Raw genomic sequence first — 14,953 nt, forward strand, 5'->3', positions numbered from 1 at the left:
CCGCCGGAACGGTTCAGGCGGTCTTGCGGGACGGCTGCGCGGGCGTCAACCGCGCGGCCGCCTCGTCCACCGACAGCACGTCGCCAAAGAACAGCATCCACCCGTGCAGGGCGTTCTCGTGCTCGGCCGGCGTCACGGCGGCCAGCGCGTCGTCCACCATGATGGTCCGGAAGTCCCGCATCATCGCGTCGCGCGCGGTGGATTCGCAGCACACGTTGGTGACCGTGCCGGCGATCAGCAGCGTGTCCACGCCAAGCCCGCGCAGCAGCGGCTCCAGCTCCGACGAGCCCGGGGCCATCGCACTATAGAAGCGCTTGACGACCCGCAGGTCGCTGGCCTGCGCATGCAGGTCCGGATGCAGCGCAAATCCGGGCGAGTCGCGGCGCAGCGTCTCCAGGCGGCGGGCGCTGCGCTCGGGCGTCAGCATCACGCCGTGGTGATGCGACCAGAACACATCCGCGTTGTCCGAAGCCGTCTGCACCCAGACCACCACGCCGCCCGCGTCGCGCACCGCGCTGCAAAGGCGGTTGATGGGGCCGATGATTTCCCGCGCCGGGGCGCATTCGCCCTGGTAGCCGGGCAGCAGGAAGTACTGCTGCATGTCGATCACGACCACCGCCGTGCGCGCGGCCGGCAGCTCGTCATACGGATGCAGGCAGCCCTGGCGGGCCACGACGCGATCCTTCACCCATTGGGGGAATTGCATGCTGCCTCCTTAGCCGTAGCGCCGCGCCACGGCGGACTCGACGCGGTAGATGATGAGGTACATGACGCTGGAGATCAGCGCCAGCATCACGATGGCGGTCATGACGATGTTCAGCTTGAACACCTGGCTGCCGTTCATGATGAGAAAGCCCAGCCCCGAATCCGCCGACTGGAATTCGCCCACGATGACACCCACCAGCGCAAGACCGATGTTCATCTTCACCGCCGCGATCAGCGTCGGCACGCTGCCTGGCAGCACGACCTTGGTCAGCACCTGCCAGCGGCTGGCGCCAAAGGTGTGGGCAAGCTTGACCTTGTTCAGGTCGATGCCGCGGAACCCCGCATACACCACCATGATGGTCACAAACACCGCAATGGCGACCGCCATGCCGTAAACCGCATAGTCCGAGCCCAGCCACAGGTAGAAGATGGGCACGAACGCGATCTTGGGCATGGCGTTGGCCACCACCAGGAAGGGGTCGAGCACCTTGTAGAGAAACTCGGACCACCACAGCGCGGCCGCCACCACGATCCCGATGACCATGCTCAGCACAAAGCCCACCAGCGTGGCCGACAGCGTCGTCATGATGTGCTTGCCCAGGCTGCCGTGATTCCACAGTTCGATGAAGGTGGGCCACAGCGCGCTGGGATAGCTGGTGAGCAGCGGATTGACGATGTGCATGCGCGGCAGGATTTCCCATGCGCATAAGAAAACGACCAGGAGCAGCGCCTGGGCCACGCGGATGTTTCGGCGGCGCGCGCGGTCGCGGCGCAGGTAGTTCAGGTACTTTTCGCTGGGGCCGGGCACGGCGCGCAGCGGGACGGTATTGGCAATCGGCGCGTTCATGGCTCAGCCCTCCACATGGACGTCCAGCTCGTCCCAGAGCTGTTTGAAGTAGGTGTTGAATTCCGGCCGCGAGCGCGCCTGGAACGGGGTGGGGCGGACCTGGCCGTCGCCGTAGTGGATGCGGTACTGGCTCTTGAGCCGCCCGGGCCGGCGCGACAGCACGATCACCCGATCGGTCATGGCGATGGCTTCGCCGATGTCGTGCGTCACCAGCACCACCGTCTTGCCCTCGCGGCGCAGGATGTCCACGACTTCGTCGGAGATGGCCAGACGGGTCTGCGAGTCCAGCGCCGAGAACGGTTCGTCCAAGAGGATCACGTCGGGCTCGGTGACCAGCGTGCGCGCCAGCGCCGCGCGCTGGCGCATCCCGCCCGAGAGCTGCCGCGGCGTGTGCGACAGGAACGCGCCCAGGCCGCATTTTTCAAGCAGGTGCACGGCGCGCGCCTCGCTGCGCGCATCGCGCCGCCCCTGAATCTCGGCGCCCAGCATCACGTTGTCCAGGATGGTGCGCCACTCGAACAGGTAGTCCTGCTGCAGCATGTAGCCGATGCGCGCGTTCGGTTTGGTCACCGCCTGCCCGTCGACCAGCACCGCGCCCGAGGTCGGGGGAATCAGGCCCGCGATCAACGACAGCAGCGTGCTCTTGCCACAGCCGCTTTGGCCGATCAGGCTGACGAACTCGCCCGGCGCCAGGCTGAACGACACGTTGGACAGCGCTTCGGTCTCGCCTTCCGGCGTGAAGTACGACAGACAGACGTCGCGCAGTTCGATCTTGGCCGTGGCGGGCGCCGGCTTGAGGTTGTGGATGGCGGCTCCCATCATTGGGCCTTCTTGGCAAAGTCGGCGATCACCACGTCCTCGTACTTCACGCGTGCGCTGTCCTTCATGACCGCGCTGGCGATCAGCATGTCCTGAAGCTGCGTCATCGCCTGCGCCGTCACGAGCGGCGTGGTCTTCCAGATCTGATATTGCTTGTAGCGCTCGATCGCCTCGGTCACCGCGGCCTGATCCATGCCGGGAAAGAAGGTCATGATCTGCGGGGCCAGCGTGGCCGCGGGCGTGTCCTTCACGTACTTCTCGGCGCGTGCCACCACGTCGGTCCAGGCCTGGATGACCTTGGGGTTGTCGCGGATGTATTTGTCGGTGGCGGTGAACACCGTGTAGTCCACCTGGCCCACCTCATGTCCCACGGACGCGACGATGTGCCCCTTGCCGTTGCGCACCAGCTCGCCGGCCTCGGGCTCCAGGAAGATGCCGTATTCACCCTGGCCCGCCATCCAGGCGCCGGCGCGCGCGGGGATGCCGATGTTGTTGAGCAGCTTCACGTCCTTCTGCGGATCCAGGCCGTGCTTGCGCAGCGCGGTTTCCAGGAACACGATTGGATTCGATCCGGGGCGAAAGCCGATGACCTCCTTGCCCTTGAGCATGGACCAGTCGAACTTGTCGACCGGCTTGCGCGCCAGCAGGAAGAAGCCGTCGGTGGCGGTCAGGCCGGCGAAGATTTTCGGTTTGACCGGCGATTCGCTGTTCTGCACATAGATGGACGCCTCGGGCCCGATCAGCACGATGTCCGCGCTGCCCGACAACAGGGCGGTCATGCCCTTGTCGGTGCCTTGCGACGTCTTCATGGATACGTCCAGGCCGGCGTCCTTGAAGTAGCCCTGCGACAGCGCGACATACTTGGGCACGTACAGGATGGATCGCACCACCTCTTCGTATCGCACCTTCACGGGGGGATTGAGGGCTTCGGCCTGAGCGGCCAAAGGGGCAAGCAGCGCGAGCAGCGCCGCGCCTGCCAGGCGGGGCAAGGGCGAGGTCTTCACGGGACTTTCTCCTGCGTCTTGAATGCCGCGCCGACAATCGGCGCGACACGGCCAATGGGATGGATCGACTACAACAACAGGGAAGCCCGAACAGTGCACGCCCGGGCCGGTGAGGCTTGGATCGAATACTATATTCAAGACAAGCAGGCGACAAGCGTTTTGCGATTGGCGTTTTTCTCTATGGACGTGCGCCGTCACTGCCCCGAAAATTCGAGGCTGGAATACCAGTTGGTATACAGAATAAGATTTTGAGCCGCTGAGGCGGGCTCATTCCATCGTAGGCGGGGGCAAGCTTGACGCCCATCGGCCAGGAACACGGGCCGCGCGCGGCGCGCCGCCCGCCATCGTCCCTAGGCTGGGCGTCGCATCACACCAGGACTTCGTTCAGGAAGGCCGAAATGTCGGCCACTTCCTCGGCGCAGACCGAGTGCGGCATCGGGTACGTGTGCCAGCGCACGTCGTAACCCAGCCGCTTGAGTTCGGCCAACGACGCTTCGGCACGCGCCAGCGACACGACCGGGTCGTACTGGCCGTGGGCCATGAAGATGGGCGTGGCGTCGTTGGCGGGCTGGCGCTCGGCCTCGGCGCTGTCCACCAGCGGCAGATAACCCGACAACGCCATCATGCCCGCCAGCTTTTCTTTCAGCCGCAGGCCGGTGTGCAGGGTCATGGCGCTGCCCTGTGAAAAACCCGCCAGCACGATGTTGGACGTGGGAATGCCACGCGCGTTTTCGCGCGCGATCAGCTTGTGGATGGCCGCTTCCGAGGCGCGGATGCCGCGGCCGTCTTCCACTCGCACCAGGTCCATCACCAGGATGTCGTACCAGGACCGCATCGCCATGCCGTTGTTGATCGTCACGCGCTGCACGGGCGCGTTCGGGAACACGAAGCGCACGCCAAGTCCGGCGGGCAACTGCAGCTCCGGCACGATGGGCGCAAAATCGTTGCCGTCGGCGCCCAGTCCGTGCAGCCAGATCACGGCGTGCGTGGGGTTGGGGGCGGTTTCGATCTCGATGCAGTCGAGCAGGTCGGTTGCGGTCATGGATGGGCGGTAGGCAATTAGAGGGTGAGCGTCTTGAGGGCCTGGAACAGCGCGCGGTAATGCTTCTTTTGCGGCTCCTGGCCCTGCAACAGCGAGGCGTTGGCCAGCTTTTCCTTGCGGGCGGCCCGGATCAGCGTGCGCAGTTGCTGCACGTCGGCCTGAGGATTGTTGTTCAGCAGACGCGTGAAGGCGTCGTCGTCATCCAGCAGACGGTCGCGCAGCGTTTCCAGCCGGTGCATGGCGGCCGTTTCCTCGCGGGAGCCGTTCTCCCAGACGTCGAGTTGCTTGCGAATGACGTCGGCTGGCGCGTCGCGCATCAGCTTGCCGACGAAGTGGACCTGGCGCCGCAGGCCTTCGCGGCCGGTGGTGCGTTGCGCCATGCGGATCGCTTCGTACAGGCGCTCTTCGAGCGGCAGCTGCTTCAGACGTTCGGGCGACAGCGCGATCAATTGCTTGCCCAGGTCCAGCAGGGCGTGCATTTCACGCTTGACCTGGGACTTGCTGGGACGGTCGTAGCCGTTCTCGTCGTAACCGTCGTCGACGGAATCTTCTTGGGGATGGGAATTCATGGAAAACTGCGCAATGACAGACTTGGCTATGATAACCGTCTCTGCAAATTGGACTGCAATGGTTAAAACCTCCTCATCCTTGCCGCTGGCGGCGAATCACGCGCGTTTTTCCGAACTTGTCGAGCAAACCCTGGCCTACGCGCGCCAGATCGGCGCTTCCGACGCCGCCGCGGAAGTCTCGGAAAGCCTGGGACTGTCCGTCTCGGTACGCAAGAACGACATCGAAACCGTTGAGCAAACCCGCGACCGGGCGCTGGACCTGACGGTCTACGCCGGCCAGAGCCGCGGTTCGGCCTCGACGTCCGACTTCTCCGAGGCCGCGCTGCGCCAGACGGTCGAAGCCGCCTGGCACATTGCTCGCCACACCGCCGCCGACCCGGCCGCCGGCCTGCCCGACGCCGACCAGCTGGCCACCGAATTCCCCGACCTGGACCTGCATCGCGCCTGGACCGTTTCCACCGAGGAAGCGGCCGAACTGGCGCTGCGCGCCGAGCGCGCCGCCCGCGAGGTCGATTCGCGCATCACCAATACCGACGGCGCCACCGTCGGCACGTATGAAGGCCAGTTCGTGATGGGCAACACGCGCGGCTTTCTGGGCGGCTATCCGTATTCGCGTCACAGCCTGTCCGTGGCGCCCATCGCGGGTCGCGGCAACGGCATGCAGCGCGACTACTGGTATTCGTCCGAACGCGACCCGGCCAAGCTGGCCTCGCCCGAGGCCATCGGCCGCTATGCCGCCGAACGCACGCTGTCGCGCCTGTCGGCCCGCCGCGTGCGCACCGGCAAGTTCCCGGTCCTGTTCGAGGCGCCGCTGGCGCTGGGACTGGTCGGCGCGCTGACGCAGGCCGTCAACGGCGGGGCGCTGTACCGCAAGGCGAGCTTCCTGGTCGACTCGCTGGGCAAGCCGCTCTTTCCCAAGCACATCAACCTGGTCGAGGATCCGCACATCCGCGGCGCCATGGGCAGCTCGCCGTTCGACGACGAAGGCGTGCGCACGCGCCGCCGCAACGTGGTCTCGGCCGGCGTGCTGGAAGGCTATTTCCTGTCGTCCTACACCGCGCGCAAGCTGGGCATGACCACCACCGGCAACGCCGGCGGTTCGCACAACCTGGTCTTCAGCTCCACGCAGACCCAGCGCGGCGACGATTTCGAAGCCATGCTCAAAAAGCTGGGCACGGGCTTTCTCGTCACCGAGCTGATCGGGCAGGGCGTCAACTACGTGACGGGCGATTACTCGCGCGGCGCTTTCGGCTATTGGGTCGAAAACGGCCAGATCCAGCACGCGGTTCAGGAAGTCACCATCGCCGGCAACCTGGCCGACATGTTCCAGCAGATCGTCGCGGTGGGCGCCGACACGATCTCGCGCGGCACCAAGACCACCGGCTCCATCCTCATCGAGCAGATGGCCATTGCCGGCACCTGATCGCGCCCGCCGGCGGCGCGCCGTGCGCCGCCGGCTCCTGTTTTGCCCGCTTTGCAATCCCTTGCCTTTCCGGGATTTCCTCTAGCCGTTCCTGTGTTCGCCAGCGTGTAATATCCGGCGGGTATTGCTCGAAGTCCCGGGTGTTGCTGTATAGGAGCAAAGTGATGCAACGACGTTCATTCCTGAAGCGCGCCAGTCTGGGCGCCGTCGCCGGCGCCGCCGTCAGCTCGCCCGCGTTCGCCCAGGACATGCCCTCGATCAGCTGGCGCCTGTCCTCGGGCTTTCCCAGCGCGCTGGACCTGCGCGTTGGCGCGGCCGAGAGCTTCTGCAAGTTCGTCGCCGAATCCACCGCGGGCAAGTTCAACATCCGCCACTTCCCGGATGGCGAAGTCGTTGCCGCCGCCGACCTGATGGAAGCGGTCTCCACCAAAAAGGTGGAATGCGGCCACGTGTCCTCGCGCCGCTACCACGCCAGGAATCCCGCGTTCAGCTTCGATGCGGCCGTGCCGTTCGGCCTGAACGCGCGCCAGATGAATGCCTGGATGAGCGAGGGCGAGGGCCTGCGCCTGACGCGCGAACTCTTCAAGCCCGAAAAGATCATCAACTTTCCCCTGGGCAATACCGGCGCGCAGATGGGCGGCTGGTATATCAAGGAAATCAAGCGCGAAGGCGACCTGAAAGACCTGAAGATGCGGGTGGGCGGTTTGGCCGGGGAGGTGCTGTCCCGGTTGGGCGTGGCGCCCCAACAAGTTGACCTTGCCACGCTGACGCAGGCCTTCGAAGAGGATGGGTTCCAGGCCGTGGCTGGAGCGGGCGCCTACGAGGACGCCAAGCTCGGATTGAATAAAGTAGCTAAGTATTACTACGCACCCGGCTGGTGGGCGGGCGGCGAACAGCTCTCGCTCTATATCAACGACGAAGCCTGGAACCAGCTGCCCAAGCATTATCAATCGGTGGTGCAGTCCGCGGCGCTGGCCGCGCACACCGCCGCGACGGCGCGTTATGACGCGCTCAATCCGCAGGCGCTGGCTCAACTGACGGCCAACGGCGCGCAAGTGCGGGCTTTTCCCCGGTCCATCATGGACGCCGCGTTCGAGGCCTCGCAACAGGTCTACAAGGACTTAAGCGCCAAAGACCCCAGATTCAAGGCATTGCACGATAGTTACATGGGCTTTCGCGACAGCGAAATGCCGTGGTTTCGCCTGACCGAGGGCGCGTTCGGCCAGTATCTGGGCGTGGCGTTGTCGGGCAGGAGTTAGGAGGGAAGCCGGTGCCGAATGGCATTCGGCGAGTTTCAGGGTTTGTGCTAGTAACCACACGTTTTTTACAAAAAAATGGGCGGTTTTGAGGCTTTTGTTGAACGGCATTCGAGTTTCGGCCTGATACAAAGGAGTAATATCCCGGGTCTTGACGCGCATACATGCGGCCTTTAGGCGGCATCGACGTCAATCCGGCAGGATTACATCAGCCCGGATTACCAATATTCCGAGACAGACTTTAAGGTGGTAACAACCATGCAATCCAAGACCAAAAAGCTGCTGGCCGCGCTGATCGCCGCCGGTATCGTCCCGGCCGCCCACGCAGCCGACATCAAGCTGGGCGTGGCTGAAGCCCTGTCCGGCGGCGCCGCCCAGTACGGCGTGTCGATCCGCAACGGTTTCCAGCTCGCGGCTGACCAAATCAACGCGGCCGGCGGCATCAACGGCAACAAGATCGTGCTGGTGATCGAAGACGAGCAAGGCAAGAAAGAAGAAGCCATCAACGTCTTCAAGAAGCTGATCTTCAAGGACAACGTCCTGATGGTCTTCGGTCCCACCCTGTCGAACTCCGCCCAGGCCGCCGACCCGGTCGCCCAGGCCGCCAAGACGGTCGTCTTCGGCACCTCCAACACCGCCGACGGCATCACCTCCATCGGCAACTACGTGTTCCGCAACTCGGTCACCGAAGCCGACGTGCTGCCCGCCACCATCTCCACCGTCAAGGCCAAGACCGGCCTGAAGAACGTGGCGGTGCTCTACGGCAACGACGACGTCTTCACCAAGAGCGGCTACGACAACTTCAAGAAGGCCCTGGAAGACCAGAAGATCCCGGTCACGACGACCGAAACGTTCGCCAAGGGCGACGTGGACTTCAAGGCCCAGCTCACCAAGATCAAGGGCACCAACCCCGACGCCATCGTGCTGTCCGCACTGCTGGCCGAAGGCGCCCCGATCATGGTCCAGGCCCGCCAGCTCGGCCTGAATGTGCCCGTCATCGGCGGCAACGGCATGAACTCGGTCAAGATTTTCGACCTGGCCCCCGGCGGCGCGTCGAACAATCTGTGGATCGGCAGCCCGTGGTCGATCGAAAACAAGTCCCCCGAGAACACCAAGTTCATCGACGCCTACAAGGCCAAGTTCACGAATGCCCCCGACCAGTTCGCGGCGCAGTCGTATGACGCCATGTACATCGTCGCCCAGGCCCTGAAGAACACCAAGCTCACCGGCGAACTGCCCAAGGATCGCGCTGCCCTGCGCGACGCCCTGCCGTCCGTGACCTGGACCGGCGCCACCGGCCCGTTCAAGTTCCGTCAGGCCAATGATCGCGCCGGCAAGCCGGCCGGTTACGACGCCGACCAGGCGCCGATCGTCAGCGTGACCAAGGACGGCAAGTACGTCATCGAGAAGTAAGCAGTACGCATCCCCGCGCGGGGGGATGCGCCTTGCGGATGGCCTCCCGGCCGTCCGCAAGGCGCTTTTTATCGCAGGGCCTCACCAAGTAGAAAGCTTCCCCGGAAGCACACCAGACCTCGCTGTGGGCACGGCGAGGCGGCCCTATCAGATTTGGAAAGTCCCATCATGTTCGAACAACAATTCGTCAATGCCTTGTCGCTGGGCTGTGTGTATGCACTGTTCGCGCTGGGCTTCACGCTGATCTTCGGCGTGCTCGGGGTGATCAACCTGGCGCATGGCGCCGTTTTCATGGTTGGCGCCTACGCAGCATTGGTCGTGGTCGAGCAATTCAGCCTGCCCTTGTGGGCCGCGCTGATGGTTGCGTTCTTCGTCGCCGGCTTTACCGGGGTCATCATCGACTACCTGGTGCTCAAGCCGCTGCGCAAGCGCAACGCACCCCACCTGATTCCCATGATCGCCACCATCGGTGTCGGCATCATCCTGAACAACGGCGCCCAAAGCATCTTTGGCGCCAGCAATCTGCGCTTCCCGCACGGCACCGTGCCCGAGGAAGTCATCGAAGTCGCCGGCCTGCACCTGACCGTCATCGAACTGGGGATCATCTTCCTGTCGTTCGCGCTGATGGCCGTGCTGATGTTCGTGATGCGCCGCACGCAGTTCGGCCGCGCGCTGCGCGCCATCGCCGAATCGCCCAAGGCCGCCTGGCTGCTGGGCATCAACGTCGAAAAGCTGTTCATCACCACCTCGTTCGCCGCGGCCGCCCTGGGCGGCGTGGCCGGCGTGCTGATTGGCCTGTACTCGAACGCGCTGTTCCCGCTGATGGGCCAGCCGATGCTGCACAAGGGCATCGCGGTCATCATCCTGGGCGGCATGGGAGACATCCGCGGCGCCATGCTGGGCGGTCTCTTCCTGGGCTTCGCCGAGGTGCTGTCCGTCGCTTACATCGGCTCCACCATGCGCGACGCGGTGGCTTTCGGCCTGCTGTTCCTGATCCTGCTGGTCCGCCCGCAAGGTCTGTTCGGCAAAGTGGTTCAACGCAAGGCTTAAGGTATGAGCGGATTCGAAAATTTCTGGGCCATCTACGGCAACCTGGTGCTGACGCTTGGCACCAATGCACTCCTGGCCCTCTCCATCTGGCTGACGCTGGCTTGCGGCATGCTTGCCATGGCCAACGCCGCCTTCATGGGCATCGGGGCCTACACCGCCGCGCTGCTCACCATGAATTACGACGCGCCCTTCGCGGTCGCACTGGCGGGCGGCATGGCCGCCCCGGCGCTGGTCGCGGCCCTGATCGGCCTGCCCACGCTGCGGTTGTCGGGGGTCTATCTGGCGATGGCCACGCTGGGCTTCGGTGAAGTGGTCCGCGTGACCATCCTGAACACCGAGTCCATCACCGGCGGCGCGCTTGGCCTGAACGGCATTCCCCAGCTTACGCAGTGGTGGCACGTGCTGCTGGCCGTGATCATCGTGTTGTTCGTGCTGTGGCGCGTTCGGGCCTCCAAGATCGGCCGTTCCTTCGACGCCATCCGGGGCGACGAGACCGCGGTCGGCATGATGGGCATCGACGTGCGCGCCAACAAGATGCTGGCCTTCGTGGCCGGCGCGGTGATCGCCGGTCTTGCCGGCGCGCTGAACGCGCACCTGACGTTCTTCATCGGTCCCAACGAATACGGCTTCGACCGCGGCGTCGAAATCCTGACGATGGCGATCCTGGGCGGCATCGGCGGCCTGGCCGGCCCCGTGCTGGGCAGCTTCATCATTACGACGCTGCCCGAATTGCTGCGTGGATTTGCGGATCTGCGCCTGATCGCGAATGGAGTGATCCTGGTGGTGATTGTGTTGTTCCTGCCGCAAGGCATCTGGGATCCGGCGCGCTTCAAGCGCTGGATGCGTCAAAGCCGCCAGGGAGGAAAGCGCCATGCTTGAGCTCTCCTCCGTCTCCAAGAGCTTTGGCGGCCTGCATGTGCTGCATGACGTCAGCCTGTCGGTGCCCGAAGGCGCCATCTTCGGCCTGATCGGCCCGAACGGCGCCGGCAAGACCACGGTGTTCAACCTGATCACCGGACTGCTCCCGCCGAGCGGCGGCTCTATCACCTTCCAGGGCGAGAGCGTGCTGCGCAAGAAGCCGCACAGCATCACGCGCATGGGCATCGCCCGCACGTTCCAGAACATCCGTCTCTTCAAAGAGATGACGCTGCTGGAAAACGTCGTCGTGGGCGCCTACCGCCACATGAACTACGGTTTCCCCAGCCTGCTGCTGGGCCTGCCGGGTTACCGCGAACACGAGCAGCGCGCCCGCGAACGCGCACACGAACTGCTGACGTGGATGCGCCTGGACCACAAGGCCAACGATCTGGCTGACAACCTGTCCTACGGCGAGCAGCGCCGCCTGGAGCTGGCGCGCGCGCTGGCCACCGAGCCCAAGCTGCTGCTCCTGGACGAGCCCGTCGCCGGCATGAACACCGGCGAACGCGCCGAACTGATGCGCGAGATCCTGGCCATTCGCGACCGCGGCTACACCATCCTCATGATCGAGCACGACATGCGCTTCGTCATGGGCCTGTGCGAACGCATCGCGGTGCTGAACTTCGGCAAGATCATCGCGTGCGGCGGTCCCGAGGACATCCGCAACAACGAACAGGTCATCGAGGCCTACCTGGGCCGCGAAGACGACGAAGACACCGAACAAGCGGAGGCCGCCAAATGAGCGCCATGCTGGAAGTCCGCGGGCTCGAGGTCAACTACGGCCACATCGAGGCCGTGCGCGGCATCGACCTGGACCTGAACGCCAACGAAATCACCGCCCTGGTCGGCGCCAACGGCGCCGGCAAGTCGACGACGCTGCTTGCGCTGTCGGGCCTGTTGCCCAAGGCGCGCGGCCGCATCCTCTTCGAGGGCGAAGACGTCACCAACCTCGCCCCAAACCAGCTGGTCGCGCGCGGCATTGTGCAGGTGCCCGAAGGCCGGGCCATCCTGACCACCATGACGGTGCTGGAAAACCTGGAGCTCGGCGCCTATCGCCGCGGCCTGAAGAACGTCGCGTCCGATCTGGAATACGTGTTCAACCTGTTTCCGCGCCTGAAAGAGCGGATCAGCGGCATGGCCGGCAACCTGTCCGGCGGTGAGCAGCAGATGCTGGCCATCGGCCGCGCCCTGATGGCCAAGCCGCGCCTGCTGCTGCTGGACGAGCCCTCGATGGGCTTGGCGCCGATCGTCGTGCAGGAGATCTTCCGGTCGCTGCGCGCCATCAACGCCGACGGCCTCACGCTGTTCCTGGTCGAACAGAACGTGCGCCAGGCGCTCAAGATTGCCCAGCAAGGCTACGTGCTTGAAAACGGCGCCATGGCGCTGACGGGCACCGGCCGCGAACTGCTCGGCCACCCGCGCGTCCTGGAAGCCTACCTGGGCGCCTGACGGGCAGGGGGGGCGGCATGCGTCCCCTGATGAATTTTGCGGCGGCCGTCCTGGGATGGCCGCTGCGAATCGCCTGAATTCTGTCCGCTTGCCCATTTTTTGAGCAGCCGTGTTAGAATTTCAGGCTTTCCCTCATTTTGACCTTTGCACGGGCGGATTCATAACGCTTAGGCGGGGGGCGATAAGGGCTGGAATTTGTACCTGAATGGCTGCAACCCGAAGGGCTGCAACCCGACGGGCTGCAAATTTTGGCCTAGTCTGGGAAAGAATGCTGGCTGGATGTTCCGGCCAGAGCAAATTTTTTATTCTTAGGAACCATCATGAAGACCTTTGTGGCCAAGCCGCATGAAGTCCAACGTGACTGGTTTGTGATCGACGCCAAGGGCAAAGTCCTCGGTCGTGTGGCCAGCGAAGTCGCACGTCGTCTGCGTGGCAAGCACAAACCTGAATTCACGCCTCACGTTGATACCGGTGACTACATCGTCATCATCAACGCGTCCGATATCGTTGTTACCGGCGCCAAGGCGAAAGACAAGAAGTACTTCCGCCACACGACGTACCCGGGCGGTATCCGTGAAACGAACTTCGAGAAAATGCAAGAGCGTTTTCCCGGCCGTGCCATTCAGAAGGCCGTCAAGGGCATGCTGCCCAAGGGTCCTCTGGGCTACGCCATGATCAAGAAGCTGAAGGTCTATGCTGGTGCCGAGCACCCGCACACCGCCCAGCAGCCCAAGACGCTGGATATCTAAGGAAACGCCATGATCGGTAACTGGAATTACGGAACCGGCCGTCGCAAAACTTCGGTGGCTCGCGTTTTCATCAAGAAGGGCACTGGCAAGATCGTCGTCAACGGCAAGCCCGTCGACGAGTTCTTCGCTCGTGAAACCGGCCGCATGGTCGTGCGCCAGCCGCTGGAACTGACCGGCCACCTGGAATCGTTTGACATCAAGGTCAACGTGCACGGCGGCGGCGAAACCGGCCAAGCCGGCGCCATCCGTCACGGCATCACGCGTGCCCTGATCGATTACGACGCCACGCTGAAGCCCTCGCTGTCGCAAGCTGGCTTCGTGACCCGCGATGCCCGTGAAGTCGAACGTAAGAAGGTCGGCTTCCGCAAGGCGCGTCGTCGCAAGCAGTTCAGCAAGCGTTAATGCCCTGCAAAAAGCCCGCTTCGGCGGGCTTTTTGTTTTTGGGCCGGCAATGCAATGTCATCGCTGGCCCCGCGCGCGGAACTCCGCGCCACGCGTTCGGTCGGAAAAAGGTTTGCAGTGGCAATTCCAGCACGCCTGCCGCATTAGCGGGATTCCCGAGCGATACAATCGTTATTCGTTCTCCGAAGAGCATTCATCATGGCCCAAGCATCGAACACCCGCATCAAGGTTGGTATCGTCGGCGGCACCGGATACACCGGTGTCGAACTGCTGCGCTTGCTGTCGCAGCATCCCAACGTGGAATTGACTGCCATCACGTCCCGCAAGGAAGACGGCCTGCCCGTCGCAGACATGTACCCGAACCTGCGCGGCCGTGTGAAGCTTGCATTCTCGGCCCCGGAAAAGGCTTCGCTGACTGACTGCGACGTCGTCTTCTTCGCCACGCCCCACGGCGTGGCCATGGCGCAGGCGCAAGAGCTCATCGCCGCCGGCACCCGCGTCATCGACCTGGCCGCCGATTTCCGCCTGCAGGACATCCCCACGTTCGAACGCTGGTACAAGATTCCCCACACCTGCCCGGACATCCTGGCCGAGTCGCAATACGGCCTGGTCGAACTGAACCGCGAAGCCATCTCCAAGGCGCGCGTCATCGGCAACCCCGGCTGCTATCCCACCACGGTTCTGCTGGGCCTGGCGCCGCTGCTTGAAGGCGGCAAGGCGCTGGTCGATACGCAAACGCTGATCGCCGACTGCAAGTCGGGTGTGTCCGGCGCCGGCCGCAAGGCAGAGGTGGGCTCGCTGTTTTCGGAAGCGTCCGACAACTTCAAGGCCTACGGCGTTGCCGGCCATCGCCACCACCCCGAAATCACCGCCCAGCTGGAAAAGCTGGCCGGCGGCAAGGTGGGCCTGACGTTCGTGCCGCATCTGGTGCCAATGATCCGCGGCATGTTCTCCACCATTTACGCCCGCATCCAACCCGAGGCCCGCGACACCGACTTCCAGGCCCTGTTCGAAGCGCGCTACGCCGGTGAACCCTTCGTCGACGTCATGCCTGCCGGCAGCCATCCCGAAACGCGCTCGGTGCGCGGGTCCAACAACCTGCGGATCGCGCTCAGCCGCCCGGGCAACGGCGACCTGCTGATCGTCATGGTGGTGCAGGACAATCTGGTCAAGGGCGCCGCCGGTCAGGCCGTGCAGAACATGAACCTCATGTTCGGCATCCCCGAAACGATGGGCCTGGACCAGGTCGCCATCCTGCCGTAACGCCAAGGCGGCCCGTCTGTCGGGCCGCCAATATTGCTCTTTAT

16 protein-coding genes are annotated in these 14,953 nt (G+C 64.1%); 10 read left to right on the forward strand and 6 right to left on the reverse strand.

Annotated elements, in window-relative coordinates; genetic code table 11:
* Positions 1–13: 13 nt before the first annotated feature.
* The 6 genes from V6V88_RS02790 to yjgA form a co-directional block, all read right to left on the reverse strand.
* Entirely contained in the window at positions 14–706 is a 693-nt protein-coding gene (locus V6V88_RS02790) for an isochorismatase family cysteine hydrolase (RefSeq protein WP_128829903.1), read from the reverse strand.
* A gap of 9 nt (positions 707–715) precedes the next feature.
* Positions 716–1,552, reverse strand: a complete 837-nt coding sequence (locus V6V88_RS02795) for an ABC transporter permease (protein WP_056327827.1) — start codon at positions 1,550–1,552, stop codon at positions 716–718.
* Positions 1,553–1,555: 3 nt separating this feature from the next.
* Positions 1,556–2,371 carry an ABC transporter ATP-binding protein gene (locus tag V6V88_RS02800; RefSeq protein ID WP_056327928.1) on the reverse strand — a complete coding sequence of 272 codons (816 nt, stop codon included), beginning with the start codon at positions 2,369–2,371 and terminating at the stop codon, positions 1,556–1,558.
* Positions 2,371–3,360 (reverse strand): ABC transporter substrate-binding protein, encoded by a 990-nt coding sequence (locus V6V88_RS02805; protein ID WP_223576594.1) that lies wholly within the window; start codon positions 3,358–3,360, stop codon positions 2,371–2,373. The genes V6V88_RS02800 and V6V88_RS02805 overlap by 1 nt, the downstream gene beginning before the upstream one ends.
* A gap of 382 nt (positions 3,361–3,742) precedes the next feature.
* The gene (locus V6V88_RS02810; protein ID WP_056327829.1) at positions 3,743–4,417 is read right to left on the reverse strand and encodes an alpha/beta hydrolase; all 675 of its coding nucleotides are present in this window, start codon (positions 4,415–4,417) and stop codon (positions 3,743–3,745) included.
* A 17-nt stretch (positions 4,418–4,434) separates the two neighbouring features.
* Entirely contained in the window at positions 4,435–4,986 is a 552-nt protein-coding gene (yjgA, locus tag V6V88_RS02815; protein ID WP_056327830.1) for a ribosome biogenesis factor YjgA, read from the reverse strand.
* 58 nt (positions 4,987–5,044) lie between these two features.
* Here yjgA and pmbA point away from each other — a divergent pair, with 58 nt between their 5' ends.
* The 10 genes from pmbA to argC all read left to right on the forward strand — a co-directional run bounded on the left by pmbA (position 5,045) and on the right by argC (position 14,909).
* Positions 5,045–6,409 carry a metalloprotease PmbA gene (gene pmbA / locus V6V88_RS02820; RefSeq protein ID WP_056327831.1) on the forward strand — a complete coding sequence of 455 codons (1,365 nt, stop codon included), beginning with the start codon at positions 5,045–5,047 and terminating at the stop codon, positions 6,407–6,409.
* A 164-nt stretch (positions 6,410–6,573) separates the two neighbouring features.
* Complete coding sequence (locus V6V88_RS02825) at positions 6,574–7,668, forward strand: twin-arginine translocation signal domain-containing protein (RefSeq protein ID WP_338617682.1); 1,095 nt, start codon at positions 6,574–6,576, stop codon at positions 7,666–7,668.
* 255 nt (positions 7,669–7,923) lie between these two features.
* Complete coding sequence (locus V6V88_RS02830; protein ID WP_056327833.1) at positions 7,924–9,078, forward strand: ABC transporter substrate-binding protein; 1,155 nt, start codon at positions 7,924–7,926, stop codon at positions 9,076–9,078.
* A 168-nt stretch (positions 9,079–9,246) separates the two neighbouring features.
* On the forward strand, positions 9,247–10,128 hold the full coding sequence (locus V6V88_RS02835; RefSeq protein WP_056327834.1) for a branched-chain amino acid ABC transporter permease: 882 nt from the start codon (positions 9,247–9,249) through the stop codon (positions 10,126–10,128).
* Between the two features lie 3 nt (positions 10,129–10,131).
* The gene (locus V6V88_RS02840) at positions 10,132–11,007 is read left to right on the forward strand and encodes a branched-chain amino acid ABC transporter permease (protein ID WP_338617686.1); all 876 of its coding nucleotides are present in this window, start codon (positions 10,132–10,134) and stop codon (positions 11,005–11,007) included.
* Entirely contained in the window at positions 11,000–11,788 is a 789-nt protein-coding gene (locus V6V88_RS02845; protein WP_062841598.1) for an ABC transporter ATP-binding protein, read from the forward strand. The genes V6V88_RS02840 and V6V88_RS02845 overlap by 8 nt, the downstream gene beginning before the upstream one ends.
* Positions 11,785–12,495, forward strand: coding sequence for an ABC transporter ATP-binding protein (locus V6V88_RS02850; RefSeq protein WP_056327837.1), 711 nt, complete (start codon positions 11,785–11,787; stop codon positions 12,493–12,495). The genes V6V88_RS02845 and V6V88_RS02850 overlap by 4 nt, the downstream gene beginning before the upstream one ends.
* Before the next feature lie 320 nt (positions 12,496–12,815).
* Positions 12,816–13,244: a 50S ribosomal protein L13 gene (rplM, locus tag V6V88_RS02855; protein ID WP_008163100.1), complete on the forward strand. Its 429-nt coding sequence runs from the start codon at positions 12,816–12,818 to the stop codon at positions 13,242–13,244.
* A 9-nt stretch (positions 13,245–13,253) separates the two neighbouring features.
* Positions 13,254–13,646 carry a 30S ribosomal protein S9 gene (rpsI, locus tag V6V88_RS02860; RefSeq protein WP_008163098.1) on the forward strand — a complete coding sequence of 131 codons (393 nt, stop codon included), beginning with the start codon at positions 13,254–13,256 and terminating at the stop codon, positions 13,644–13,646.
* A gap of 198 nt (positions 13,647–13,844) precedes the next feature.
* Positions 13,845–14,909 (forward strand): N-acetyl-gamma-glutamyl-phosphate reductase, encoded by a 1,065-nt coding sequence (argC, locus tag V6V88_RS02865; RefSeq protein ID WP_338617702.1) that lies wholly within the window; start codon positions 13,845–13,847, stop codon positions 14,907–14,909.
* Positions 14,910–14,953 lie beyond the last annotated feature (44 nt).

The sequence above is a fragment of the Achromobacter sp. E1 genome (assembly GCF_037039475.1).
Taxonomy (GTDB): domain Bacteria; phylum Pseudomonadota; class Gammaproteobacteria; order Burkholderiales; family Burkholderiaceae_B; genus Achromobacter; species Achromobacter mucicolens.